This window comes from Verminephrobacter eiseniae EF01-2 (assembly GCF_000015565.1).
Classification (GTDB): domain Bacteria; phylum Pseudomonadota; class Gammaproteobacteria; order Burkholderiales; family Burkholderiaceae_C; genus Acidovorax; species Acidovorax eiseniae.
This window is the reverse complement of the sequence record NC_008786.1, coordinates 4,106,145-4,130,115: the sequence shown is the minus strand read 5'-3', so window position 1 is coordinate 4,130,115 and position 23,971 is coordinate 4,106,145. Positions and strand designations below refer to the sequence as shown.

Annotated in this window: 26 protein-coding genes and 2 pseudogenes; 17 read left to right on the top strand and 11 right to left on the bottom strand. The window is 60.7% G+C overall.

The annotated features are described in order from the left end of the window. Positions 1–7 precede the first annotated feature (7 nt). From VEIS_RS30725 to VEIS_RS31235, 3 genes and pseudogenes are all read right to left on the bottom strand, one after another. Positions 8–217, bottom strand: coding sequence for a hypothetical protein (locus VEIS_RS30725; protein ID WP_049773958.1), 210 nt, complete (start codon positions 215–217; stop codon positions 8–10). Between the two features lie 7 nt (positions 218–224). Further along, positions 225–713, bottom strand: a complete 489-nt coding sequence (locus VEIS_RS31240) for an ISAs1 family transposase (protein WP_011811439.1) — start codon at positions 711–713, stop codon at positions 225–227. 76 nt (positions 714–789) lie between these two features. After that, a pseudogene (locus VEIS_RS31235) lies at positions 790–1,026 on the bottom strand (transposase family protein); the annotation flags it as partial. A 92-nt stretch (positions 1,027–1,118) separates the two neighbouring features. On the opposite strand from VEIS_RS31235, the gene VEIS_RS26820 reads away from it, so the two are divergent. Continuing rightward, the gene (locus tag VEIS_RS26820; protein WP_011811438.1) at positions 1,119–1,307 is read left to right on the top strand and encodes a nucleotidyl transferase AbiEii/AbiGii toxin family protein; all 189 of its coding nucleotides are present in this window, start codon (positions 1,119–1,121) and stop codon (positions 1,305–1,307) included. A 529-nt stretch (positions 1,308–1,836) separates the two neighbouring features. Here the strand turns inward: VEIS_RS26820 and VEIS_RS18085 are convergent. Continuing rightward, complete coding sequence (locus VEIS_RS18085; RefSeq protein WP_157048582.1) at positions 1,837–2,319, bottom strand: hypothetical protein; 483 nt, start codon at positions 2,317–2,319, stop codon at positions 1,837–1,839. 193 nt (positions 2,320–2,512) lie between these two features. Between VEIS_RS18085 and VEIS_RS31230 the strand changes: the two genes are divergently transcribed. From VEIS_RS31230 to VEIS_RS18055, 8 genes are all read left to right on the top strand, one after another. Continuing rightward, a complete protein-coding gene (locus tag VEIS_RS31230) occupies positions 2,513–2,638 on the top strand; it encodes a hypothetical protein (RefSeq protein ID WP_265259698.1) in 126 nt (41 codons plus the stop codon). A 282-nt stretch (positions 2,639–2,920) separates the two neighbouring features. Continuing rightward, complete coding sequence (locus VEIS_RS18080; protein ID WP_011811436.1) at positions 2,921–4,267, top strand: metallophosphoesterase family protein; 1,347 nt, start codon at positions 2,921–2,923, stop codon at positions 4,265–4,267. 122 nt (positions 4,268–4,389) lie between these two features. Further along, on the top strand, positions 4,390–6,816 hold the full coding sequence (locus tag VEIS_RS18075) for an AAA family ATPase (RefSeq protein WP_011811435.1): 2,427 nt from the start codon (positions 4,390–4,392) through the stop codon (positions 6,814–6,816). A gap of 72 nt (positions 6,817–6,888) precedes the next feature. Next, a complete protein-coding gene (locus VEIS_RS18070; RefSeq protein WP_157048581.1) occupies positions 6,889–7,362 on the top strand; it encodes a hypothetical protein in 474 nt (157 codons plus the stop codon). Between the two features lie 26 nt (positions 7,363–7,388). Further along, positions 7,389–7,541 (top strand): hypothetical protein, encoded by a 153-nt coding sequence (locus VEIS_RS29895; protein ID WP_198137894.1) that lies wholly within the window; start codon positions 7,389–7,391, stop codon positions 7,539–7,541. A 27-nt stretch (positions 7,542–7,568) separates the two neighbouring features. Then, positions 7,569–8,498: a hypothetical protein gene (locus VEIS_RS18065; protein ID WP_011811433.1), complete on the top strand. Its 930-nt coding sequence runs from the start codon at positions 7,569–7,571 to the stop codon at positions 8,496–8,498. 70 nt (positions 8,499–8,568) lie between these two features. Beyond that, positions 8,569–9,072, top strand: a complete 504-nt coding sequence (gene ssb / locus VEIS_RS18060; protein ID WP_011811432.1) for a single-stranded DNA-binding protein — start codon at positions 8,569–8,571, stop codon at positions 9,070–9,072. Between the two features lie 133 nt (positions 9,073–9,205). Further along, a complete protein-coding gene (locus VEIS_RS18055; RefSeq protein WP_011811431.1) occupies positions 9,206–10,291 on the top strand; it encodes a DUF7146 domain-containing protein in 1,086 nt (361 codons plus the stop codon). A 43-nt stretch (positions 10,292–10,334) separates the two neighbouring features. On the opposite strand, the gene VEIS_RS18050 is transcribed toward VEIS_RS18055, so the two are convergent. Further along, on the bottom strand, positions 10,335–10,556 hold the full coding sequence (locus VEIS_RS18050) for a hypothetical protein (protein WP_011811430.1): 222 nt from the start codon (positions 10,554–10,556) through the stop codon (positions 10,335–10,337). Positions 10,557–10,861: 305 nt separating this feature from the next. Here VEIS_RS18050 and VEIS_RS18045 point away from each other — a divergent pair, with 305 nt between their 5' ends. The 3 genes and pseudogenes from VEIS_RS18045 to VEIS_RS26815 all read left to right on the top strand — a co-directional run. Next, entirely contained in the window at positions 10,862–11,962 is a 1,101-nt protein-coding gene (locus VEIS_RS18045) for a beta clamp domain-containing protein (protein ID WP_011811429.1), read from the top strand. A gap of 20 nt (positions 11,963–11,982) precedes the next feature. Beyond that, on the top strand, positions 11,983–12,117 hold the full coding sequence (locus VEIS_RS31225; protein ID WP_265259697.1) for a hypothetical protein: 135 nt from the start codon (positions 11,983–11,985) through the stop codon (positions 12,115–12,117). 205 nt (positions 12,118–12,322) lie between these two features. Then, a pseudogene (locus tag VEIS_RS26815) lies at positions 12,323–12,691 on the top strand (Arm DNA-binding domain-containing protein); the annotation flags it as partial. Here VEIS_RS26815 and VEIS_RS29060 read toward each other — a convergent pair. The 3 genes from VEIS_RS29060 to VEIS_RS18025 all read right to left on the bottom strand — a co-directional run bounded on the left by VEIS_RS29060 (position 12,652) and on the right by VEIS_RS18025 (position 15,179). Next, the gene (locus VEIS_RS29060; RefSeq protein ID WP_157048579.1) at positions 12,652–13,023 is read right to left on the bottom strand and encodes a hypothetical protein; all 372 of its coding nucleotides are present in this window, start codon (positions 13,021–13,023) and stop codon (positions 12,652–12,654) included. The pseudogene VEIS_RS26815 and the gene VEIS_RS29060 overlap by 40 nt on opposite strands. A gap of 168 nt (positions 13,024–13,191) precedes the next feature. Further along, a complete protein-coding gene (locus VEIS_RS18030) occupies positions 13,192–14,088 on the bottom strand; it encodes a hypothetical protein (protein WP_011811427.1) in 897 nt (298 codons plus the stop codon). Further along, complete coding sequence (locus VEIS_RS18025; RefSeq protein WP_011811426.1) at positions 14,088–15,179, bottom strand: hypothetical protein; 1,092 nt, start codon at positions 15,177–15,179, stop codon at positions 14,088–14,090. The genes VEIS_RS18030 and VEIS_RS18025 overlap by 1 nt, the downstream gene beginning before the upstream one ends. 453 nt (positions 15,180–15,632) lie before the next feature. Here VEIS_RS18025 and VEIS_RS18020 point away from each other — a divergent pair, with 453 nt between their 5' ends. The 3 genes from VEIS_RS18020 to VEIS_RS29890 all read left to right on the top strand — a co-directional run bounded on the left by VEIS_RS18020 (position 15,633) and on the right by VEIS_RS29890 (position 18,175). Beyond that, positions 15,633–16,022, top strand: a complete 390-nt coding sequence (locus VEIS_RS18020; RefSeq protein WP_011811425.1) for a hypothetical protein — start codon at positions 15,633–15,635, stop codon at positions 16,020–16,022. Between the two features lie 758 nt (positions 16,023–16,780). Then, complete coding sequence (locus VEIS_RS18015; RefSeq protein WP_011811424.1) at positions 16,781–17,176, top strand: DNA methyltransferase; 396 nt, start codon at positions 16,781–16,783, stop codon at positions 17,174–17,176. 765 nt (positions 17,177–17,941) lie between these two features. Then, positions 17,942–18,175, top strand: coding sequence for a hypothetical protein (locus VEIS_RS29890; RefSeq protein ID WP_198137893.1), 234 nt, complete (start codon positions 17,942–17,944; stop codon positions 18,173–18,175). Between the two features lie 212 nt (positions 18,176–18,387). Here VEIS_RS29890 and VEIS_RS24925 read toward each other — a convergent pair whose 3' ends face one another. The 3 genes from VEIS_RS24925 to VEIS_RS17990 all read right to left on the bottom strand — a co-directional run bounded on the left by VEIS_RS24925 (position 18,388) and on the right by VEIS_RS17990 (position 22,343). Continuing rightward, positions 18,388–19,347: a CAP domain-containing protein gene (locus tag VEIS_RS24925; protein ID WP_011811422.1), complete on the bottom strand. Its 960-nt coding sequence runs from the start codon at positions 19,345–19,347 to the stop codon at positions 18,388–18,390. Between the two features lie 821 nt (positions 19,348–20,168). Further along, positions 20,169–21,101 carry a CAP domain-containing protein gene (locus VEIS_RS17995; RefSeq protein ID WP_011811420.1) on the bottom strand — a complete coding sequence of 311 codons (933 nt, stop codon included), beginning with the start codon at positions 21,099–21,101 and terminating at the stop codon, positions 20,169–20,171. A gap of 603 nt (positions 21,102–21,704) precedes the next feature. Beyond that, positions 21,705–22,343, bottom strand: coding sequence for a nuclease-related domain-containing protein (locus tag VEIS_RS17990; RefSeq protein WP_157048578.1), 639 nt, complete (start codon positions 22,341–22,343; stop codon positions 21,705–21,707). Positions 22,344–22,645: 302 nt separating this feature from the next. Between VEIS_RS17990 and VEIS_RS17985 the strand changes: the two genes are divergently transcribed. Continuing rightward, positions 22,646–23,650, top strand: a complete 1,005-nt coding sequence (locus VEIS_RS17985; protein ID WP_011811417.1) for an ATPase, T2SS/T4P/T4SS family — start codon at positions 22,646–22,648, stop codon at positions 23,648–23,650. Next, positions 23,625–23,969 (top strand): hypothetical protein, encoded by a 345-nt coding sequence (locus VEIS_RS17980; protein WP_011811416.1) that lies wholly within the window; start codon positions 23,625–23,627, stop codon positions 23,967–23,969. Before VEIS_RS17985 ends, VEIS_RS17980 begins: the two co-directional genes overlap by 26 nt. Positions 23,970–23,971: the final 2 nt, after the last annotated feature.

The window sequence follows — 23,971 nt, the reverse complement described above, 5'->3', positions numbered from 1 at the left end:
CGGAGCATCAAATTTCCCGCAGATGAAGGATATTGGCGCGGTAGTCCGGGTTCCAGGCAGCGGCCTTGCGTTTTTTTGGCAGGCTCATGGCGCGAGAGTGGTCAGCACGAAACAGGTTCATGGCGGCACGGCGCAGCAATGAGAAGTTGAGTGCGGCATTGCGTAGCCGGATGGGGCAGGCGTCCTCTCCAAAGGTCACATCCAGGCACCAGTGCAAGCCATTTTCAATGCTTCTTCCAGCGTTCCTTGAGCCCCAGGGTAGCCAGCCAATCCAGATCGCCCACCGCCGTGCAGCGACGGGTTTCAATGCGGCCATGGCCCTTGTCCAGCGTTTCATGCACGCAGGTCTGTCTGACCGGGTCGCCGGGCGCGTCGAGCGTGCCAAAGAAGTCGCGCAAGGCGTGGGCCAGATGTGGTTGGTTGTCCTTGACGGCAAGCACGTAATCGCCACCACCGTCCACGATCTGCTCGGCAATCGCGCTCTGGCAGCCGATGGCATCGATGGTGACAACCGCTCCCTCGGGCGCCAGCGTTGGCAGCAACTCGCCAATGGCCGTGATTTCGTTGGACTTTTCTTGGCAGGCCAATTGTCCCAGCGTCAGGCCATATTCGGCGGCGTAGGCCGATACCTGATGCAGTGCGCGCAACCCGCAGGCCGGACGTGCCGCCCCGCGCAGACTCTTGCCATCGATGGCGATGACCAGGCCACCCACCGCAGGACAGACTTGGCGCCATCCAGGAACTCAAGCAGGTCGACAACTGCCTTGGCGAGAGCGCCTCAAATACCCGACGGATGGTGTCGGGCCCGGGAATGCCGTTGCGCAGTTTCAGATAGCGACGCAGCCAGCCTTCGCGCGCTCGCCCCCAATCTTCAATGTCATCCCACCCTTGTGCCCCTGACATGACCGCGCACAGTGCCAAAACCAGTATGTCGAGCAGGTTGTGGTCGGTGCGACCCTCGACCCGCGGGTCCTTCAACTGGCGCAACTGCTCGATGAGCTCTTCTATCGTGTCTTTCTCCGCCATCTCTTGCTCCTGAAACCCAAGAGTAGACACGATTTTTTCTGAGCCGCTTTTACAACGGCTTATCGTAAGTCGTTGAATGTAAACAAACTTTGATGCTCCGGCCCTGCCGCATGAAGGACTACTTCGATCTCTGGATACTGCTGACCGAGGATGTTTTGGAAACCGCCGAATTGCGCCGCGCAGTCGAGACCACGTTCGATCGACGGAAACTGGCGATGCCCAGCACCCTCCCCTCGGGCTTGAGCGATGCATTCGTGCAGGATGCCGCCAAGCAAAGGTAATGGGCCGCCTTCCTGAAAAAGAATCGACTAAAGGCGCTGAACCTCGCCGAGGTCGTCGCGCTGCTACGCGGCGAGTTCCAGAAACTGACCGGCTAAATTTAGCCGGTCGCTGCCAAACGTGTCCGACAAGCAGCAGGGCGCCGATCTTTCCAGACTGGCGTCTGAGTGACGACCGACCGGCTAAATTTAGCCGGTCGAAAACTCATCACTTTCATGAAGGATTCAATCGCCGCGCTCAGAGGTTGGCCTGGATCAGCAGTTCATCCGTGCAGCGCAATTGCATCTTCATGGCCCGTGGCCTTGAAAGCCATGCAGGAGAGCTGGCAGGGCAACAGCAGGGCGTGGCGCTTGCGTAGCGTGATAGTCTGAGCGCCGACACCGACCGGCTAAATTTAGCCGGTCACTGACAAACGTATCGGACAGGCAGCAGGGCGCCGATCTTCCCAGGCTGGCGTCTGAGTGACGACCGACCGGCTAAATTTAGCCGGTCGAAAACTCGTCAATTCCATGAAGGATTTAATCGCCGCGCTCAGAGGTTGGCCTGGATCAGCAGTTCATCCGTGCAGCGCAATTGCATCTTCATGGCCGTTGCCTTGAAAGCCATGTAGGAGAGCTGGCAGGGCAGCAGCAGGGCATGGCGCTTGCGCAGCGTAATCATGCCGGCTTTCTCGGCACATATCAGCTTTGCGTACATCTCGTCCATAGCGACCATGGAGCGCAGCCAGGCGGCAGTGATGGGGTGGACTACCTGCACCTGCATGCGGCGAGGGTGCAGCCAGCTGGTGTCGAGTTTCTCGAAAGGCATGGCGCGAACCTGGTCGGCGGTGTCATCCATCTGCCAGGTCATCTCGATCATGTCCGATTCGATGCGCTGGCGATAGTCTTGGGCCAGGGCGTTGACGTACAGCTTGCTGCTGACGATGTTCCAGTCGCGTCGCATCACGCGGGCCACAGGGGACGCCTGGAACGTCACATCGACATGGGCACGCATGCGGGTGCGAAGCGCATTCATGCGGTGTTCGTTTTTCAGTTCAACGCAGGCCTCGGCGATCGCATCCTCGATAGATGAGTCGCAGACATCGAGGGTTTGGGTGGGTGGTGTTTGCACCCTTGCGATTATTCCGGGGGGGTGTGGCGCCAACGGTCAAATGCTCGGAGTTCGAGGATTTCATTCGGCGCTCATCCGCCCCCGGAGAGGGAGCATCATGAGCCTGCTCGACACCGCAATTTGCGGAATTCACCTCAGAGACCATGCGGTCTCACTTTCTGGTCTGACCCGCCAGAATTTATGTCCCTCCAACGGGAATTTGCTCGGGGTCAGCGAAGGGTGAGCCTGCCCGCATCAGCATTGCTTGACCGCAGTGTGTGCCAATGGTCCGTAGGGAGCCGCAAGCGCTGTGATCCCTTCGGGTCAGCGCTTGCCTTTTGCCTCCCCTTGGCGACTTCGCTCGCCGTCGTGGGCACCCATGCACTTTCATGTGCATGGGTGCCCTGACCAAGAGTGTCTTGGGCTGCATTGAAAGTCCGGACAGGCCGATCGAGCCTGCGCGCAAGCCAACGCGCAGGCTCGATCGGCTTGTCAACACCCCTGCTGGGGAAACGAAAGGACTGCCATGAAGCAAATCCGGCTCGCCCACATGAGCGATCTCCACTACTCGCCCGGCAACCTCGAAGAGTCCGACCGCTGCCTGACTGCTGCGGTCACGGGCGCCATCGAGGCCAAGGTGCAATGCGCCATCATCACCGGCGACAGCACGGATCACGCGCTCGAAGCGCACCAGCCAGCGGTTCGCGCTCTGGCCCGGCAGGTTCAGCGTCTGGCCGATCACTGCCCGGTGCTGATGCTGCAAGGCACACTCTCCCATGAGCCGCCCGGCTTCCTGCGCATGCTGTCCATGCTGGCCTCGCGCCATCCGATCACGATCGCCGAGCGTGTCGGCAGTTTCGGCCTGCGCCTGGACGGCAAGGCCATCGAACCGGTACAGGCGCAGGCGCAGTACGCCGTGGTGTTTCACACACTGCCGACGCTCAACAAGGCGGACATCGCCGCGATGGGCAAGGGCACGATGGATGAATCGCCCCATGTCCTGGCCCGCCGCGTCGTCGCCGATGTGCTGGAGTCCTGGGCTGCGGTGAATCGCAAGTTGCGCGCGTCCGGCATTCCATCGATGGTCCTGGGCCATGGCACGGTATTCGACTCGGTGAGCGAACATGGCGTTCCCATGGCAGGCACGGACCACGAGTTGGGCCTGGGCTCGCTGTTCGCATCCGAGGCGGTGGCAGTGGCCCTGGGGCACATCCACAAGCAGCAGCAGTGGCGCGAGAGCATCCATGGTGTCGAGCAGATCGTGGCCTACGCTGGCTCGATCGGTCGATTTCACCACGGTGAGCAAGGCGACAAGTTCTGGCTAGAGTGGGTGCTGCAAGCCAATGCGGCCCAACTCGTCAAGCACGCAACGCCGTCCAAGCGCACGGTCGATCTGGAGTTCGAGGGCATTCCTGACCTGGACTGCCTGCGTGCGCGCGCACGCGACTGCGAAGGCGCTTGCGTGCGTGTCCGCTACCTGGTGGACGAAGAGCAGCGCCAGAAGGTCGATCGCAATGCCATCCGGGAGATTCTGCAAGCGGCAGGCGCGAAGGACGTGCAGATCGAGGGCAAGACCGCGATCGTGCAGCGCCAACGCGCAGCGGGTATCTCGACCGTGGGCCTGGAGCAAAAGCTGGGCATCTGGTGCGAAGCCACCAAGACCCCGGGCGCGCAGGAGTTGCAGTCGCGGCTGGCAACGCTGCTGATCGATGAGCCCGAGCAGATCGCTGCCGGCCTGCTGGCGACATTGACATCGCCAGAGACGCTCGCACAGGCCGCGCCTGTTGCCGGCACAACCCCGGTGCGTGTCAAGGAATATGGCTCGTCCGGCTCGTCCAGCGTGGATGACCGGCAAACCCTGGACATGTTCTGAACGAGCGCGCACGCGGCGCCCAAACCCGCTACGGCGGGTTTTTCAATGCCATCGCAAGGCATCGAAAAACCAGTCGGACCCGCTTTCATGTCACCCCTTTTGGGGGAAAGGAGATAGCAAACATGAGGCCGCTGAAAATCAGACTTGCCGGTTTCGCCGGCATTGCCTCGGGGCGCGCAAAGGAGGTCGTGGAAATCGACTTCGGTGCGGTGGACGCCGACGCGCAAATCGTCGCCCTTGCCGGCCCCAACGGCGCGGGCAAGACGACGATCATGGACAACCTGCATCCGTACCGGGTGATGCCCTCACGCGCGTCGAGCCCGACGCCTGGCGCCTTCTCTTTCTACGATCACCTTGTGAACGGGGACAGCGGCAAGGACCTGGACTGGGAGCACGAAGGAATCAGGTACCGCTCGGTGCTGAAGTTCAAAACCACGGCCAAGACGCGCAAGCAGGAGGCATTCCTGTTCGTGCTCGATGGCGCTCAGGCCGTGCCATGGCAAGACAAGGCCACGGGCCTGATCAGCGATGGCAAGACCGACACCTATGACCGCGCCATCGAAGCCATCCTGGGCAAGCCGGAAGTATTCTTCACGGCCCAGTTCAGCGCCCAGGGCAAGCAGCCCATCGGCAAGATGACGGCCGGCGAGGTCAAAACCTTGCTGGGCCAGATGCTGGGGATGGACAAGACCGCAGCGCTGGGCGCCAAGTCGCAGGCCCTGGTCAAGGAACTGCGACCCCACCTGAACATCGCCCATGACACCGTGGCACGCTTGCAGACCCAGGTCGGCACTGAAGATGCGGGGCATACGATCGCGTCCCTGCAGGCCAACGCCCAGAGCACGGCGCAAGGGCGCCAGGCGCTGCGCAAGCAGCGCGATGAAGCCATTGCCGCATGGGGAGTTGCCAAGCGCGAATTCCAGATGCAGGAGCAAAACCGCGCAGCACGCGCGGCGCTGCACAAGCAGATCGAAGAGGCCAGGGCGGCGAGTGTCGCCAAGCGGTCGGAAATCCAGCAACGGCACGAGTCTGAGAGCCGCAAACTGCGCGAGCAGCTCGCACAGTCGAATCGGGCGGTGCAGGTCGCAGCGGGCGTCGAGCAGGATCTCGTCAGGCGCATTGCCGACCAAGAGCTTCTGGCCTCCCAGGCCGGTCAACTGGCCGCTGCTGAAGGGCAGTGGCAGGCACTGACGGCCAGGCGCGAACCGCTGCAGCAGTCGATGGCCGCGCGGCAGCCGGCGATCGACAAGCTCGGTGGCATCCGTGCCGCCATCGCCGAACTGCAACAGGAACTGGCCCGAACCCAGTCCAGCGGCGAGCACATCGCGGTCGCGCTGGAGAAGGTCAAGGCCACGGCGGCATTGCTCGGTGAAGTCCCATGCCAAGGCAGCGCCATGGCGCGCCAGTGCAAACTGCTGGCACAAGCCAACAGGGCGGCCGCAGAGATGCAATCGGTATCGGTCAAGCTGGAAGACGTGCGCCGGGCCTGGAAAGAGGGCAGGGCGAGCGTCAAGAGCAAGACCGCTGAACTCGATGCACTGCTGGCGCAAGAGGCGCACGCGAAAAAAGAGGGTGAAGAACTCGCCGGCCTGGAGCGCAGCATCGCGCAGCTTACTGCCCAGATCGCAAAAAAGCAGTATGTCGATGCGGCCATCCTGGAGCTGCCTGCGCTGCGCGAGAAGCTGAGGCAGGCCCAAGCAGAACTGGCCAGTGCCCGTGGCCATGTCGCGCCATTGCAGGCCAGGCTCGATACCTTGGCCCAGTCGCAGGCGGCGGATTTGCGGGCCTTCGATGACGCGGCAGCGCAAGAGGGCAAACGCTTGCGCGAGCAACTCGACAACCTGCCGCAGGTGCTCGGGCAAGGCGATCTCCAGGCCGCCGAAGACCGCGTCAAGGACATCGATGCGCTCGATGCCCAGGCCAAGGCGAGCGAGGATCGGCTTGCCCAGGCAATCCGTGATGAGGCATCGAAAGCCGAGCGCATCGCCCAAGCCAGGCAAGACTTGAACCGGGCCCAGGCTGCCGTCAATGCGATCAGCGCGGAAATCGCCTGGTGGACCCTGCTGGGCAAGGCGCTGGGTACGGACGGAATCATCGCCATGGAAATCGACGATGCCGGCCCGGCCATCGCGCTGCTGGCCAACCAGTTGCTGCAGGACTGCTACGGCGGGCGGTTTCAGATTTCGCTGCAGACCCAGGCCAAGACGGCAGCCGGCATCCGCAAAGAGGCGTTCCTGATCCAGGTCGAAGACACCCATCGCGGCGAGAGCAAGCTGCTCGATGCGATGTCCGGTGGCGAGAAGGTGTGGATCAACGAATGCCTGGTGCGGGCCATTGCGCTGTACATGGCGCAGAGCGCCGACACGAAGTTCGAGACGCTGTTCTCCGACGAAAGCGACGGCTCGCTCGACCCCGAACGCAAGCGGCAGTTCATGCAAATGAAGCGGGCCGTGCTGGAACGCGGAGGCTATTCGCAAGAGTACCTGATCACGCAAACGCCGCAGTTGCTGGATATGTGCGATGCCGTCATCGACGTGGGCGCGATTTGAGAAAGGAGGTAAAGGAGGGGCTGCAAAGCCTTTCCAGTTGATCCACGCGGGTCAATTGGAAAGGCATTCGTCTTGTGGAAAGGCATTCGTCTCATCAACACCGCTGTTTGCGGCAAAGGACGAAAGATGCTTGATCTGTTTGGACAAGAAGTGCCGCCAAAGCACACGGCCAAGGCGGTTTTCAGCGATGTCGAGATCGACGGGATTTTCGACAACATCCTCAACGAAGGTGAGCTGCTGAAAGACCTGGCAGTGAACCTCAAAAAGCTGCGCAGACTGAAAGACAAGGCGCAGATCACTGCGGCGCGCAAGACGGCATGGATCGACCTGGTCTGGGTTTTCGGGCTGGACGAGCCTTCCAATGTCCCCTTCGAGGTCGCCTGCTGCGTGTGCGGCGCCAACGACGAAAACATCCGGGCTGCCATCAGCCGGGAATTCGCCAATGAAATCCGGATGATGCATGGCGTCATCACGGCCCGGTTGCCGCATCTCCATGAAAAATGGACGCGGCATTTGGGACGCTACGTCTGCCTCGGGGTTCATTGAAAGTTCCCAACCGAAAGGAATTGGGATTGGAAAACCTTCTGGAATCCCGTCTGGAAAAACCGTTCACGAAATGGCTGGCCAGGGGCTCTTGGGCTGGGGTGGTTTTCATCCCGATGGCCTTGTCCTATTTCTGCGGATTCATCCTGGGTCTGATTTGTCGTCCGTTCGGGCGGCAGTGAAAACCCTCATCCATCGAGGAGCAAACCATGAAAAACATCACAGGTGCAAACCTGTTGGCGGGCGGGCTCTTTCGTGGATTTTTCGATGTCTTCTTCAAGGAAGTCGAACCAATCTACGAAGGAAACCCCCATACGGGAAAAAAGGAACCATCTGAAACCGGGGACGACAACGAGGCCTTTGCCGGCTACGTTGAAAGAATCGGCGACAAGGTGGTCGAGATGGTGGTGTACAAGAATCGCATCTGCCGCGCGGTCATCTTGGCCCAGGATAAACCCAAGGGCGCGCCCGAGCCGGGTGTCAAGGGACTGAGTGATTTCACGGCGCACTTGGCCGACCGATTGGGCGTGCCGTTCAATTTGGGGGAGGCCATCAACTTCACCCATGAGGAACTGGGGTCCGCGCGACGGCATCACGCAGCGCCGCCGCAACGATCTGGCGCTTCAGCGGCGGTTGACCCACCGGGGCAGCCTGACCCGCCGCCTTTGCAAGCACCGGTGCAAATGGCGGTGCAAGTGGTGGAGCAAGTGGCGGCACCAATGCCGAGTCCACCTGCCGCTCCCAAGCCCAGGCCATTTTCGGCACCCGCGCCGGCGATAGCGCCCAAGCCCAGGCCATTGCGGACGCCGGCTCATGCAATGGCGCCCGAGTCTGAACCTCGTGCCCATGCGTCCTCGCCGACCGAGGCGACCGGGCAGATCGTGCAAGCGGGCATGACGCAAGTGCTCGGGCGCGACGATCGTCCCATCGAGATTTTCTCCATCAGCCTCCAGACGGAAGACGGTGCAGTCAATTTCAATGGAGTGGATCTGGCAAAGAAATTCAGCGAAGGGGCATTTCACATTGGCGACTGGGTCTATGTGAAGAAAACCGTCGTCGATTTCACTGTGCAAAGAAATGGTGTGCCAGAAGAGCGCACCAAGAACGTGTACGTGGTCAAGATTCTCAAAAGCCGCTGACCGAGTGCAATTTTTCAACAGCCCCCGAGCGAAAGCCGGGAGCAGAATTTTCAACCCGAAAGGAATCGACATGGCATCCGTGAACAAAGCCATCATCGTCGGCTATCTGGGCCGCGACCCCGAAATGCGCACCTTCCCCAGCGGGGACCAGGTCGCCACCGTCAGCATTGCCACCACCGACAGGTGGAAAGACAAGCAGACCGGTCAATTGAAGGAGGCCACCGAGTGGCACCGCGCGGTCTTCAATGGCCGCCTGGCCGAGATCGCCGGCCAGTACTTGCGCAAGGGCGCGCAGGTGTACGTGGAAGGCAGTCTGCGTACCCGCAAGTGGACCGACAAGGACGGCGTGGACAGGTACAGCACCGAGATCCGCGCGGATCAGATGAAGATGCTCGGCTCTCGTGACCATGGCGCCTCGTCTGCCGGCTCTCCCGCTGGCCCTGCCGATAACGGCAGCAAATATCCGGGTCAACACGGCAAGAGTAGTGAATCGAACGAGATGCAGGCCGCTGCGGCTACGCATTCGTTCCAGAATGGCAATCCCGAAGATTACGACGACGATATCCCGTTCTAGATTCGAATGACCAGGTTTTTTCCTGGAAGCTGCTTTTGCAGTTCAAGCCTGAAAGGGCTTGCCCATGGGTCCTTTGATCCCATGGGCAAGCATTTACGGGTGGTTTCTCAACTCCTGAATAGGGAAGAAACCGATGCAAGGCAAAATTGATTTTTCGAGAATCGATTGGCAAAACGTGCTTGCCCATTTGGGCGTTGAAGCGCGTTTGATTGAAAACCCGAAGCGGCGCGGCCCTTGCCCGATCGAGCAGACCGGCTCGACCCGTTTCCGCTTCGACAACAAGGACGGTCGCGGCACCTGGGTCTGCAATTGCGGCGCTGGCGATGGTGTTCGTCTGGTGGCGCTGGTCAATGGAATCGACGATGCCGAGGCTGCAAGGCGGATCAGGCAGGTCATCCATGGCTATCCGGCATACCGCCAGGCGCCACGGCAATTCGTGCCTGCTGGCAAGAAGACGCCCGAGGCCATCGAAAAGGCGCGCAAGGGTCTTGACAGGGTGCGCTCGGGCAGCAAGCCAATCACCGCAGAGACACCGGCCTGGAAGTACCTGTGCAAGCGCGTGCGTGGCCTGGAACTGGGCTGGTTGTCGAAGGCGCTCCGGTACCATCCACACCTCAAGCATGTGGACGAGGACTTGGGCGGCTGCGTGACGTACCGGACTGCCATCGTCTGCGATGTGGTCGATGCCTTCCGGCGCGATCGCATCGTGACGATCCACCGGACCTACATCACGGCCGACGGCGAGAAGGCCCCTGTGTCTGCGAAGCAGGTCAAGAAGGTCATGACGGCCACCGTGGACAAGCTCTGCGGTGAGGTCATCGCGGTGAACACGGCAGGCACGAAGTTCGTGATCATCGCCGAAGGCTTGGAGGCTGCGCTGGCATGGGTTGCGGCAACGCAAAACCGCTACACGGTCTTTGCGGCGCTCAACTGCTTCAACATGAGCCAGTTCCAATGGCCCGGGGGCACCGAGGCGATTTTGGTCGCGGCGGACAACGATCCACCGAATCCAAGGTCGGGCGTCTGCACGGGGCAGCACTACGGCGCCATCCTCAAGGATCGGGCCATCGAGGCGGGTCTGCGGGCGCGCATGTTGCCCTCGCCTGTGGTGGGCGTCGACTTCGATGACTTGTGGAATGAAGGCAATACCGAGATGTTTGATCTGCGCCGCCTTGCGATGGCGTCGAATGAGCATTGCGGTGTTGCCTCGGTTGCATGAAAAAACCCGCCTCGGCGGGTTTTTCTTGTGGCCGCAGATTTTTTTACAGCAATATGTCCGGATTTTGCTGCGTGGCCATCGCGCCGGTTGCGTCTTCGACCTTGCCGCCTTTGCCGAGCATGTCCACCACGTCGGTGATCTTGGCGACCTCGCAGCTGTAGTTGGAGCCGATGACATGCGCCAGTGCGGCCGACTTGCCTTTGGCGAGAACGAGGCGCTTTGCACCGGATTTGCTGGACACGATGAAATGCTTTGGGTTTGCCATGGGATTTGCTTTCCGGGTGGTTTCCTGGTGGGTGAGGATTCGATGGTAGGAAAAATGACTCTGCAATCAAATTGAAATGGGGCGCTGGAACGATTATGTTTTCGTGCGCGCTGTCATTGGGTGTCGATAGACCCGTCATCCATCCGCCGCCCTCTGTCGCCATCCGCCGCCCCCCGTGGAATCAGTTTCCACCGATCGATGGTTTTGCCCATGGTCATTGCGTGTGCCCATCGGCAAGGTCGTCGAATTCCTTTCCTTTTCCTTTCTTTGTCGCCCGGTTTCGGGCATTTTTGAAAGGAAATCTCATGAAAACCACTATTGGCGCACTCAAAAGGGCCATCAAGAAGGTATTGAAAGCTGTCGATTGCGCCTCTTGCGCGATCAAGGTCGAAAGCGGTGCACTGTCCGTGATTGCCATGTCGGCGCAGGCTAGCGTGAAGATCCTCGTGCCTGCCCAAGGCAATGCCGGGGATTGCTGCGCAGTCATCGGCGCCAAACAGGCCGGGGCCATCCTCGGCAGCGTTCTCGATTGCACCGAGTGCACGATCGAGGCCATCGAGCAGGGCGCGCAACTCGTGTTCGGCGGCGCCAGGATCAAGCTGATGCGGCCCGCTGGCGCAAACGATGGCATCGACCTGTTCGATGCCCCAGCCGATGGCGACAAGCGCGTGGTGTTCGAGACCAGCGGCCGGGACTTCGCGGGCCTGATGGCGGGGCCTGTCCAGTACGCCGCGAAGTCGGATGTGCGCTACTACCTGGTGGGCGTTCATGCGACATGCGATGCGGGTGCGCTGCGCCTGACCGGTAGCAATGGCTTCATGCTCTGCACCGCCGCCGGCGCCATCGACGCGAGCGCGTCCATGGTGGACTGCATCGTGCCCCATACCGCAGCCGACAGCATCGGCGCAGTCTTCGGGGCGGATGAACGAATCACCGTGTGCCAGCTCGGCAAGGACGCCAACCTGAGGCTGCTCATGCACAGCGAGACGATCCAGTGGAACACGGCGCTGGTGGCTGGAAAGTTTCCCGACTTCCGTCGCGTCATGCCCGGCCCGAAGCGCATCGGGCAGTGCAAGCTGTCTCGCGATGCCCTCTCCGCTGCGGTCAGCCGTGTGCTTGCCGCTTCGGGCGATGTGTTTGTGGCGCTGCATTTGACTCGCAAAGGCTTGGAGGTGCGCTCGGTCGATGGCGAGCAGTGCGAGGTTTTTGCCACAGACACGAGCGTTGACAAGGATGTCCGCGTCACTGTCACGGGCCAGCTTTTGGTGCAGGCCATCGATGCGCTCGAAACGCCTGCGGTGCAACTGTCCCTCGATGGCAAGGACCAGCACGCCAAGATCGTGCTCAACCCCGTCGAAGGTACCGTCAAGGACTGGCTGGGCTTTCTGATGCAGGCGAAGGTCTGATGCAAGCCTGGAGGTGGCCAATGTTCCAGTTTGACGAAAGGGATGCTGGCCGGGCCGTGTATTTCACGGTGCCTTGCCGGGTGTTCGATACGACGGCGCAATACAAGGGGTTCCTGAAAAAAAGGAGTGCTTTGGGGATACTGAACCGAAAATGAACAAACCCCGCTTCGGCGGGGTTTGTTCATTTCATCATGACTCCAGCACCGAACTTTGCTGGACTACGCCCAAGCCAGATACAGCAGGTTTATCAACGACTTAGGCAAGTTCAACATATGCCGGTGCTTTCCGAAACTTGACCCGGCTTTCCCTCTGCTGGCCCCTAGAAGGCTCCTGAGAACTGGGTCTTTCCGAGGAGTCATCATGGCAAAGATCAAGCTCACCAAGTCAGCAGTCGATGCGGCGCAACCCAAGGCGCAGGCCGTCGAACTCCGGGACACGCTGGTGCCCGGCTTCCTGTGCAAGATTACCCCGTCGGGCCGCAAAGTGTTCATGCTCCAGTATCGGACGAACGCCGGGGAGCGCCGCAAGCCTGCCTTGGGCCAGTACGGGGAACTGACCGTCGAACAGGCCCGATCCTTGGCACAGGAGTGGCTGGCCCAGGTACGTCGGGGCAGTGATCCCGGCGCGGCCAAGGCCGAAGCGCGCAAAGCGCCCACCGTCGAGGAGTTGTGCAAGAAGTTCATGGGGGATCACTCCAAGAAGCGCAACAAGCCCAGCACCCAGCTCGGCGACCCGCGCTGCTGCCGTGAGGTCTTGTCGGCGAGGAGATCGAGGTATTCGGCGCGCAGTTGATCGAGCGACGCCGTGGGTTGCTGGCGAGCTGCCTCCTGCGCAGCTCTGCGCTCGCGATCGGCCTTGATCCTGGTGTCTCGAATTTCCTGCAGTTGGCGGAGATGCTCCAGATTCTTGTTGGCTGTGCCGCGGTCCAGCTTGCGCAGCTTGTCGAAGTAGTACGGGTCGAAATGCGACCAGTTCAGCAGTGATTGCAGCATCGCCCGGCGGGCCAAGGCCGTTGTCGGGACGTGCTGCGAGTGCGGAGAACAGCGCATCGACCACTTCATGCCGCTTGAGCGCATTCTCGCCCTCGATCTGCAACGGCACGATCTCCGCCTTCGTGCATCCGTGCTTCTCGAAGAAGCCCACGATGTCCTTGCGTGGCCAGAACAGGGACAGGATGCAGTCCTTCATGCAGCCTTTGATGTCGGCGGGAAAGCTCATGTCGCCGATCCTCAACCGATCCGGGCCAGCAGTTGCTCTATCACGTCACAGGCCTGCCGCTGCCGCAGTGCCCGTGCTTCACGCAGATCTGGCTCGTCGCTTTCGCCCAGCTCGAACCTGGCGACCGATACGGGGCCATCCTTGCGGTAGCCCTCGGTCTTCTCGTCGCCTGCGAAACGGTTGCGCACGATCGCCAGCGAGGCATCGATGACGGCACCGTGCTTGCCGCTCCGCTCGTTGCGGAAGGCTTCGGCCACGGTGGCCATGCCTTCGGGCGCGTGCTCGATGCAATAGATCAGATCGTGCGCGTCCTTGCGCTCGAAGCGCTGATCGAACGCGAAGGACTTCAGGCAGGTGAAGCTGACGAGATTGGCGTGCTTGATCTTCTCGGTGGCGACACCATTGCCGCCCAATAGTTCGGCCTGGATTTCGGTGACTTGGTGCAGGTCGAAGACGATCGACGAGTGCGGGATGTTCAGGGCCGAGATCGTCCCTTCGGTCGGCAACGGCTGTACCTTGCCGCCGGCAAGGTCCGGTGCGTCGGCCAGCAGTTCTAGCACCATCAGAGCGCCGTGTTCGGTGCGGGTTTGCCAACGCCACGAGAGCTTCTTCCCGGCTTCGTTCTCGGCACGCTCGAAGCCCATCTTCTTGAGGTTGTCCTCCAGCGTGTGATAGGCCTCGGTGTCAGCCAGGATTTGCAGATCGATCACGATGTCCACATCCAGCGTGCCGGCGTGCGCCGGCACCGCGGGTGGCCGTGCGGCGACGAGATACCGCGGCGTGAGCCCGCCAACCAGGTAGACCGAATCCTTCCACGGTCCGAGACCGCGCAGCAGCGTCACGAGGACACGTTCGCAGTCCACGGTGTACTGGTCGCTGTAGCCGTCGAGCGTTGCGGGCTTGGCCATCAGAAGCCGATCCTTTCTTTGCGGAAGTGCTCGGCCATTTCCTTGGAGCGGCCTTCGCCACGCAACAGGTCGAGATAGATCTGGATTGGGCTCGCCAGCCATAGGCCGTCGATCTGCTCGCGAAACAGCAGTTCGCCTGACGACTTGGCTTCGATGACCCCCAAGTTAGCGCCCTCGTTGACGACACGCGCATCCAGGTCACCGATCGCGGCATCGGCGTTCGCGCCGATCAGCACGCGCACCCGCACTTGGGAGACATGAGAAATGAACGGCGCATAGCGCTGCGCGGCGGCTTCGTGGCTGATCGCGTACTGGACCTCGTGCGCGTCGAAGACCTGGTCGATCCGCGTCGCCAGCGTGTCTGCCTTCGTGCCCGGCACGTAGTACCGTCGCACAGGTGACGGACGGATGGTGGCGAGTTGCTTGGCCCATGCGTCCAGCAAGGCCGCCGGCTCGCGAAGGTGGCGCTCCTTGCCCGGGCCTTGCCCACGCGCTACCAGCCAGTCGAAGCGCTCCAGTTCGGTCAGCACTTGGGAGGCGGTGGCGGGCGACACCGTCGCCTGCTGTGCCAACTCGGTGACGCCGAACCAGTTCTGATGCTGCACCAGCAGGGCGTGAAGCACCTGGGCACGTCGCCCGGTGAACAGCGTCCGCACCGACTTCGCCAGGGCTTTGGGCGGCGGCTTGTCGATATAGAGGTACGCACCGGGGGCGGATAGGTACAGGCTGCCGCCGCTGTCGTAGTAGCCGACGCGCTCGCTTCTGAGCAGTTCCTTCGCGCCGGGGGAGATGGACTCGGCGACGAGGAGTGACAAGGGGTTCTCCGGCTGCCCGGTGGGCCTCCCGTGGCTCGCCGCCCGGAGTTGCCAGATCACTTGGCGGACATCTCGCGGAAAGACGGCCTTCTTGGCTTCGAGCAGCAGGACGAAGGACTTCCCAGCGACGTGCAGATCGACCTGGGCGTCGTACCTGCGGTCGCTGTGCTGGCCGACTGGCTCCTGGGCGAGGTCGGCCTCTACCTCGGGAAGCTCCCGCAGGGCGTCAACCAAGCGCGCGATCAACTCTCGTTCAGTCAGGGTGGACTCAAGCATGCAGCGTCGAAGCCTTGTTCACTGTTCAGTAAATATGCGAACTCTAGCGAAAATTTAGCCAAATGGCAATTTTTACTGTGCAGTGAAAGAGCGACGGCAGCCTACAGCCCATGCCGAGCCCCTGTCGGGCGTCCCGGCGTTCCATCGTCGAGCTCGCGTCGAGCTCGCGGGCTGCGCCCCGCGCTTCGTGCCAAATCTCGGCCATCCGGCTTTGATCCCTGACGCCTCCGGCCCATGCGGGCCTGCGCGCTCCGCTTGTCTATCCGTGCCTTCGATGGAGGTAGATAGGCGGTCTTGCTGTCCCCTTCACCGTATCACGGCGTTCTCGCCGTCAAGGGCTGCGCGCGCCTTGCGCGCTTGCGTCCTGGCGGCCGTCTGCGACCCCTGACTGCTTGCGCTGCGCTGTGCTGGCGACGGTTCCGGGCAATTCCGCCCGTGCAACCGGAGATCGTCATGAACGACAAATCACACGTCTCGATGGAACAACGCGTCTGCCTGGTCTGCGGCGTGGCCTTCGACACCGGCGCCATCCTGCTCGACAAGCGCCTTCGCGCGAGCATGGAGCGCCACACGACGACAGGCTGGGGTCTGTGCGCCGAACACCAGAAACTGGCCGACGATGGTTTCGTCGCGCTGGTCGAGTGCAACCCGCAGCGCAGCGGCTCGCCGGGCGGCAGCGTGAAGCCCGAGCAGGCTTATCGCACGGGCCGGCTGGCGCACCTGAAGCGTCATGTGTTCGCCAAGGTGTTCAACGTGACGATTGAGGCGAGCCAGCCTTGCGTCTTAGTCGAACCGGGCGTGATCGAACAGCTTGAGGCGATGGTGTCGCCGGCGGCGAGCTGATCGCACGCTGACAACCTGGCGCGTCGTCTTCTTGGGCGACGCGCCTTTTCTTTTGCTGCGCCCGATGTCGATGCCTTCGCGCCTGCGCTTGCCTCCAGGGGAAAGCCCTGCGGGCTATCCCCGCCGCGCGATGCTTGGCTCCCCTCAAAGACCGCCGAACCGGCTGCGCCGGCTCGGCCAGACCACGGCAGTCGCTGTCGAACCTGTTTCCCGATGACTGGCGCATGAGCTTGTGCATCGAGCCTTGAAGGCTGGGCGTCCCCGGCCAAGAAACATGGCCGGTCGCGCTGTCGTGCGCGTTGCGCATCGAGCCGCCTGCGGCGTCTCGCCCCTGACGGGCTTCCATCGTTCCCTCGCTCCGCTCGGCTGACGCCTCCGGCCCGGCTTCCAGCTTCGGGCCTGCGCGCTTCGCTTGCGGTGCGGTCAGCGCATGGGGAAGGCCGTTGCCATATCCAGCCGTCTTCCCTGACTCCATCACCTTGTCCGCGACTGTAGCTCGCGGCCGTGTGCCGTCAAGGCGCGCAGGGCCGTGTCCTCGACTTCGCCTGCGGGCCGCACCAACCCTGCGCTTGTCTCCTTGACGGCCCCCGTCCGCGCGCTCCTGACCGTCGCGGGCGATGAACTCAGGAAAGACGGTGGCAACAGGGCCAACCGGGTTCCTCGTGCCGACCGCACCGAACAGCCACAAAGGCTGGGCTCCGAATCTTGGAATCCGGTGTGCGGTGAACAGCAAACCTTCTTTCACTTAGGAGCATGACATGAGCCGCATTGTTCTCGGAAACTGCCTGACTGTTCTTCCCACGCTGCCCGATCGAGCCGTGGATTTCGTTCTCACCGATCCGCCCTATCTGGTGGACTATCAAGACCGCGAGGGGCGCCGCATCGCCAACGACACGGACGATAGTTGGCTGCTACCCGCCTTCCGGGAGATTCACCGCATCCTGCGCGATGATGCCTTTTGCATTTCGTTCTACGGCTGGAGCCGCGTTGATCGGTTTTTCAGCGCGTGGCGTGCCGCTGGCTTCCGTGTGGCCGGGCATATCGTGTTCGCCAAGCCGTACTTGGTGCCTCGACCGACCGGCAGAAATCCAACCGGGCCTTCGCCGCAGAATTCCTTGCACCCATTGAAGGCATCAAGGACAAATGGTCTATGAATAACCCCACGGAAACCAACATCGACAACATTGCCAAAGAATTCGGCATATCGTCCTCCATTGTCAGCTACCAGGTTCAAAATCAAGCAGAGAGCCTGCTCCGTTAGAGTATTTTTATTTAAGTAGAAGCATATCCAGAAGATGCAAAGTAGTTCGCCAGTTCCTGTGGAGCAAAGCCATCGAGCAAGCGCCCGATGGCCTTCCAAAGTCCATCGACAGTACGATGCGCAGCTTTCCTGAGTAGGGATCAAATGGCATGGCGTCCACGCCATTCCTTCGTCTTTTCCTGCGTTTTTCGGCACCCGCAGGTCATCAGATGCGGTCAAGAATCCCCCATCGACTACATGGGAGATATACCGTGCTCGGATTCTTGAAGCGATTTTTGACGGGCGCCGTCGTGGCGCTATCGTTCCTCGGCGGGGGAGGTGCCTTCGCGGGCGTCACCGCTGAGGGCAAGTGGACCTATGACCCCGCCAAGGAAGGCATGGCCGACCTGCGCGCGATGCTGCCCATCGAGGGCTGCAATGTGCCAGGAGGTCTTCAGCGCATTTCTGATCGGGATGAGCCCAGTTCCGTGCCGTTCTGGTGTGGCACGCCGCCGCACTGTTTGAACGTGGGCCTGGCCTATGCGGACAGTTGCGTCTTCATCAAGCATTGCCGCCGCGATCCTCGGTATGACCCGAATGGTGCGCCTGGCGCCAATGGCTGCCGTGATCCCGAGGATTTGATTTGCGTCGGCTCGGGCGCTCATCCGGAGGGTGGCTATTGCCTGCAGACATGCTCGGACGGCTCGCGGATTCCTTTCTCGCAGGCGTGCCCGCCTCCCCCGCAGCCACCGGCACCTCGTCCGCCAACACCAACACGGCCAGCACCACCGGTGACCCCACCTGCTACGCCGGATCCCGTACCACCGCCCGTTCAAATTTGCTCCGATGGCTCGATCATGACGCCAAGTGGGTGTCCGCAGTATTGCTCGGATGGGCGGTCGATGCCTCCTGAGGGGTGTCCTCGGCAACGAGAGCCAAAGGTGTGCGTTCGAACACTCCATCAAACCTGTGGCGGCGCTACATGGTCGGAGGGCCAATGGGAGGGTTGCGATAGTTTCATTTGGCTCGGTCCCATCGATGATGCCATAGGTGATTGCGGTCATCCTTAATTTCATTCCCTGCAAAAAACCGCCCGAGGGCGGTTTTTGCTTTGTGGGGCATGGCTCAGTTCGACGGCACTGTCTCCCCGACCACGGTGCGCCAAGTGCAAGTCTTCTCGAACGGCACGCCATTGTTCTTGCCTTTGAGGACGCTGGTGTAAGTGGTCACGGTACGGGGCAATGCGTTCAACGGAATCAAGCTGGCTTGGTTTGCGAGAATCATCTTATTCGCATCGTTGGCCTTCGTCATCAGTGTCGTTGGAACCACATTCCCGCTTGCATCACGAAGTTCCCATGAACTGACTTCGAGAGTTTGTCCCATGCGAACGAGTGCTACGCTGCTGTAGCCAAAATCTTCCTTGCCATTCAGAACAGACGGCTGCGGCGTCTCATATCCCTGCCCCTGCACGTTGACCTGTATGTCATTGCATGGATATACCGCCACAAAGGATCCATCCAAAAGTTGTGCGAAGTAATTTCCAGGATTCATCACCAGGATCACCTTCGGCCAAACACCCACTCCAATGTCTGCATAAGTATCCAGCATGTTGATGGAGTGATACGGCACTCCAAGTAAACTCCAAAAAGATTGCATGTCGTTAACGCCACCAGACAATACTTCGGATGCGCCATACGTATAGCCAAAATGCCGAGCACGCTCGTCCGGTGTTTTGCCTGTGAAGCCTGCATACCCAGGATTCTCGGTATGTTCAACATCAACAGGATTCAGTCCAGCCAGTCTGCCGTAATCCGCATGCGCCTGCGCCGCCTTGTCCAGCGCCTCGTTCTGCTTGAGAAAGCCCACGCCCGTGATGCCGCGCACCTGATTGAGCGCGTCGAACGCATACTTGCGCGCGCTGTCGGCATACACGCCAGGGGTGTTGGTGCGGTTCAGGGTGTCCGCAGCAGGCGGTGTGCCCGACACGCCGGGGTTTTGGCCTTCATTGCTGCTGCCACCGCCACCACAGGCGGCCAGCATCGCGGCAGTTGCTGCCATCGCCAGCGTGATCTTGATGTTCTTCACATCGGTCTCCTTCAGTCATCAATGGAAGTCATGTCGAGGGCGGCCGGTGCGTTGGCCTGCCCTCGAATGCACATTATGCTGAAAGAGTTCGAAGTCAAATCCTGGTGGTTTCGTCCGGGCGTGCAAAAAAACCTGTCATCGATGATGAGGAGGGATCGCGCAGACTGGCGTCTTCATCAAGCATTGCCGCCGCGATCCTCGGTATGACCCGAATGGTGCACCTGGCGCCAATGGCTGCCGTGATCCCGAGGATCTGATTTGCGTCGGCTCGGGCGCTCATCCGGAGGGTGGCTATTGCCTGCAGACATGTTGGGATGGCTCGCGGATTCCTTTCTCGCAGGCGTGCCCGCCTTCGCCTTCACCTTCGCAGCCCACGCCTGCGCCCACGCCGCCATTAATCAACCCTATCGAGTATTGCCCCGATGGTTCGGTAAAGAATGGCAGCACTTGCCCCGAGCAGCCTCTGGTGTGCTCAGATGGCTCGATCATGGGGCCAAATGGGTGCCCGCAGTATTGCCCGGATGGGAAGTTGATGCCTCCTGGGGGGTGTCCTGCTGAAACGCCCATCACACCACCCCCCACAACGCCCATCACGACGAAGGTGCCGAGGGTGTGCTACGTGATTCGGGGTTATTGCGCTACTGTTTACACCTCGCCCCATACCGATTCCTGTGACATCGTGGTCGATTTTGGTTATACCGATCCTAATGGTTGCACCGGTATCGGGCCTTGATCGAAAGGCGCGTCAAACCTCGTCTTTCAGGATGGGCAAGCGCACAAAAAAACCGCCTGAGGGCGGTTTTTGCTTTGTGGGGCATGGCTCAGTTCGATGGCACTGTCTCACCGGCCACGGTGCGCCAAGTGCAAGTCTTCTCGAACGGCACGCCATTGTTCTTGCCTTTGAGGACGCTGGTGTAAGTGGTCACGGTACGGGGCAATGCGTTCAACGGGATCAGTGCGGCCTCGTGATTCGAGAAATACTTGAGCGTATCGTTGGCCCCCGTCATCACCACGGTCGGAACCAGATTACCGGCCGCATCGCGCAGTTCCCAGGAGTCAACCACCAAGGTCTGACCGCGACGAACAATGGCCATGCTGCTGTAACCGAAATCCTTCTTGCCATTCAAGACGACTGGGTTTGGTCTTTCGTTACCTTGACCCTGCACATTCACTTGAATGTTGTTGCATGGATACATTGCAATCTGATCGCCGGCGAGTTTTTGGAGGCTATTCCATGAATTAGTACCAGTAACCACGGTATGAGCACCACTGGATACTCTGCCAGTACCGAGGTCGCTATCGTCCTCCAGCAAGTGTCTGGCATGGTAGGGCACTCCAAGCAGTCCATTGATGGCGCCCATGGCAGTAATACCGCCTGACAAGGATTCACCTGTATACCCTGCATATCCGAAGTGTCTGGCACGGTCTGCAGGAGTTTCTCCAGTGAATCCGGCATAGCCGGGTTTTTCAGTATGACTCCATTCACCGGGATTCATCTTGATGTATTCCACATGCGCCTGGGCAGCCTTGTCCAGCGCCTCGTTCTGTTTGAGAAAGCCCACGCCCGTGATGCCGCGCACCTGATTGAGCGAATCGAACATGTACTTGCGTTCGTTGTCGGCATACACGCCGGGGGTGTTGGTACGGTTCAGGGTGTCCGCTGTCACCGCAGGCGTATCTGAACCACCGCCACCACAGGCGGCCAGCATCGCAGCAGTTGCTGTCATCACCAGCGTGATCTTGATGTTCTTCACATCGGTCTCCTTCAGTCATCAATGGAAGTCATGTCGAGGGCGGCCGGTGCGTTGGCCTGCCCTCGAATGCACATTATGCTGAAAGAGTTCGAAGTCAAATCCTGGCGGTTTCGTCCGGGCGTGCAAAAAAACCTGTCATCGATGACGAGGAGGGATCGCGCAGACTGCATTGCTGGTGCCGATGCTCTCGCATCACAAGGACTTCTTTGCCAAACGAGCCATGTTCCTGCGCTTGAAGCGCAAAGGCCAGGGCGAGAGTTCTCGCTACCTGTCGCCTTGCGACCAAGGGTGGGCTGGGCCAGGCATCCACCGCCAAGTCAATTCGATAGATAGCTGATGCCGTGATTGAGACCCCGATGCGGCCTTTTTTGTGTGGATTGCTTTTGATACCGGCGCGGCTACATCGAGCAGCGCCGCCAGGCCCGCGCATATGACGACTACCTGCGGCGCAAGGTCGAAGCCGCCCGCGCTTCGATGCGTGCCGGCCGTGGCCGGTCGAATGATGAAGTTCAAGCCGCGTTCGCTGCCAAGCGCAACCAGGCAGCGGCAGGCCAGGCGTGATCGTCGTCTGGACGCCAGAGGCGGAACAAGACCGCACCGACCTCAGTGGATGGCGTGGCCTTCGGTCCTGGGCTTTTTGTGTGTCGCAAGGCAGTTCTGAATGTGTTCTTCCATGGTGTGGCCCTCGGCGAGCATCAGGATGGAATCGGCAATGTCGTTGACCGTTGTGACGGTGAGCAGCCTGTCGCGGCGCTTGGCATCGGAGCGCAGCACACGGGGCAGGTAGCTCAGGTCGGCCGTAGTCACCACGTCGGCAGAGATGTCGGCGGGGATGGTGATGCGCTCGCTGGTGAAATATACGAAGCCGCGAATCTGGCAGTTGGGGATCGACTGGCGCAGGTAGCGGATCTTGCGGCCACCTTGGGCTATCGGGTTGGGAATATCGACCGGGCCGCTGATTTTGTTGATCTTCCAAAGCTGCATGCCATCGGGGCCTTTGTCGATCACGATCCGGCCTTCATCATAGCCCTTGATCTCGAAGAGATACACACCGGCCATGCAGACCACGATCACGTCGAACTCGGCCGTGGGACAGGCGCCAAAGTTATCCAGCGGCAGGATGACATTCTGCAGCACCCGGGATTCGGGATAGGTGCGCCGGAACGCCCGGAGAATTTGATTGGTTCCGAATGCCTCGGATTCATTAGACCTTTTACTCATGATTTTCGTTGACGGTGGCAACGCAGCGGCCGTTCAGATACACGTTCCATTCCTTCATGGCGGCGGCTGCGAGGCGAGACAATCAGGATACTCATCGAATGGCCAGATTCAAGCGCCGGGTCGGCTTGCCGGGGTATCGGTGCAGGGCCGGGTGCCCGGGTCTGCGGTCAGTATGGCCTCGATTCGCACTGCCCCCAAAGACATTCCTGGGGAAACACACCTATCTTTCGCGTGACCGGCTAAATTTAGCCGGTCGAATCCTTGCCGATTTGACACCGCTTTCGGTTTTGGGCGGTTCATGCGGGCGCTGATGATTGCCGGCAATGATCAACGCGGAAATCGTCAACGGCATCATCGAGAGAGCGCTATCGCCAATCTCTCAAATCATGCGCGACAGGAGCGTCACCGAAATCATGGTGACGGCCGACGGTCGTGTCTGGGTGGAGCGCCAGGGGGTCATCGATAAAACGGAATTGGTGCTCCCGGAGGCCGATCGCCGCATTGCACTGACTGCCGTGGCCAAGGCCAGTGGCGTCAACGGCACGGGCATCGATCTGATCGCCGGCGGCAAGGATGCGGTGGTAAGTGCGGCGGTGGGCGGCCTGCGGTTTGCCGGCGCACTGATCGGTGTCGATTCCCGTGGCACGACGATCACCATCCGCAAGCACCTGGAGCCGCAGGAGCGCCCGACCAAGGATGTATTGATCGAATGGGGGATGCTCCGGCGCGATCAAGCCGACCTGCTCACGCGCCTGATCATCGAAGACAAGAAGAACTGCGTTTTTGCCGGCCCCACGTCAGGCGGAAAAACGACGCTCGCCAACGCCATTTTGATGGACCTGCCTGGCAATGAGCGCATCGGCCTCATCGAAGACGCGCGCGAGATTGCGCTGCGCGTCGAGAACAAGGAATGCATGCTGGCGAGCCCGCAAACCGGGCTGACGGCCAAGGTGCTGATTCAGCATGCCATGCGTTCGCGCTTCGATCGCTTGATTCTTTCCGAGACGCGCGGCGACGACACCTTCGATTTGTTGCGCGCACTTTCCTCCGGCCATGGCGGCAGCGTGACGACGCTGCACGCCGCATCGGCTGCGGGGGCCTTGAGCACCCTGGAGATGCTGTTTCAGATGTCCTTGCCGCCCGGGGTGCAGATGTCGCCGGCGGCGGCGCAAAGGTACATCACCAATTGCATTCATTTGATCGTGTATTGCGAGCGCCGGTATTGCATGGACAGCGGTGTGGCCAAAAGTGTGCGCCGTGTGGCTGAAATCGCCCTGGTTCAGGGAGTGAAAGAGGGTGAATATGCTCTTGAATATCTTTGCCAGTGACCTGGCGCTCCGGCTCTGCAAGTCGTTTGGCTGGTTCATGCTGATGGCATTGGCGCTGAGTCCGGAGGTTTTTGCGCAGACGGGCGGCGCAGGCGCGAGCCAATCGGCATCGGGCCTGTGCGAGGTTGCGGGGTGGATCAAGACGATTCTTACCGCAGCGGCCATCATCTCGGTGCTGGTGTACATCATCAACAGCTTTTTCGTGAAGTCGTCCGTGGTGGGCGACATCATCTTGTACGTGATCATCGGCTGCTCGATTGCCGCCGCCGTGGTGTACCTGATCGGTCTGACGGGCCTGTCGCCGACCTGCTCGATCTGAGC

What these genes read in the sequence shown, in the direction of transcription:
- VEIS_RS29060 (WP_157048579.1), bottom strand. Translation starts at nt 13,023, where the DNA reads ATGAAGTGGTCGATGCGCTGTTCTCCGCACTCGCAGCACGTCCCGACA.
- VEIS_RS18030 (WP_011811427.1), bottom strand. Translation starts at nt 14,088, where the DNA reads ATGGCCAAGCCCGCAACGCTCGACGGCTACAGCGACCAGTACACCGTG.
- VEIS_RS18080 (WP_011811436.1), top strand. Translation starts at nt 2,921, where the DNA reads ATGAAGCAAATCCGGCTCGCCCACATGAGCGATCTCCACTACTCGCCC.
- VEIS_RS18065 (WP_011811433.1), top strand. Translation starts at nt 7,569, where the DNA reads ATGAAAAACATCACAGGTGCAAACCTGTTGGCGGGCGGGCTCTTTCGT.
- VEIS_RS18055 (WP_011811431.1), top strand. Translation starts at nt 9,206, where the DNA reads ATGCAAGGCAAAATTGATTTTTCGAGAATCGATTGGCAAAACGTGCTT.
- VEIS_RS17980 (WP_011811416.1), top strand. Translation starts at nt 23,625, where the DNA reads ATGCTCTTGAATATCTTTGCCAGTGACCTGGCGCTCCGGCTCTGCAAG.
- VEIS_RS18085 (WP_157048582.1), bottom strand. Translation starts at nt 2,319, where the DNA reads ATGAATGCGCTTCGCACCCGCATGCGTGCCCATGTCGATGTGACGTTC.
- VEIS_RS18045 (WP_011811429.1), top strand. Translation starts at nt 10,862, where the DNA reads ATGAAAACCACTATTGGCGCACTCAAAAGGGCCATCAAGAAGGTATTG.
- VEIS_RS18020 (WP_011811425.1), top strand. Translation starts at nt 15,633, where the DNA reads ATGAACGACAAATCACACGTCTCGATGGAACAACGCGTCTGCCTGGTC.
- VEIS_RS26820 (WP_011811438.1), top strand. Translation starts at nt 1,119, where the DNA reads ATGCTCCGGCCCTGCCGCATGAAGGACTACTTCGATCTCTGGATACTG.
- VEIS_RS18015 (WP_011811424.1), top strand. Translation starts at nt 16,781, where the DNA reads ATGAGCCGCATTGTTCTCGGAAACTGCCTGACTGTTCTTCCCACGCTG.
- VEIS_RS17985 (WP_011811417.1), top strand. Translation starts at nt 22,646, where the DNA reads ATGATCAACGCGGAAATCGTCAACGGCATCATCGAGAGAGCGCTATCG.
- VEIS_RS31230 (WP_265259698.1), top strand. Translation starts at nt 2,513, where the DNA reads ATGAGCCTGCTCGACACCGCAATTTGCGGAATTCACCTCAGAGACCAT.
- VEIS_RS18050 (WP_011811430.1), bottom strand. Translation starts at nt 10,556, where the DNA reads ATGGCAAACCCAAAGCATTTCATCGTGTCCAGCAAATCCGGTGCAAAG.
- VEIS_RS18025 (WP_011811426.1), bottom strand. Translation starts at nt 15,179, where the DNA reads ATGCTTGAGTCCACCCTGACTGAACGAGAGTTGATCGCGCGCTTGGTT.
- VEIS_RS18075 (WP_011811435.1), top strand. Translation starts at nt 4,390, where the DNA reads ATGAGGCCGCTGAAAATCAGACTTGCCGGTTTCGCCGGCATTGCCTCG.
- ssb (WP_011811432.1), top strand. Translation starts at nt 8,569, where the DNA reads ATGGCATCCGTGAACAAAGCCATCATCGTCGGCTATCTGGGCCGCGAC.
- VEIS_RS31225 (WP_265259697.1), top strand. Translation starts at nt 11,983, where the DNA reads ATGTTCCAGTTTGACGAAAGGGATGCTGGCCGGGCCGTGTATTTCACG.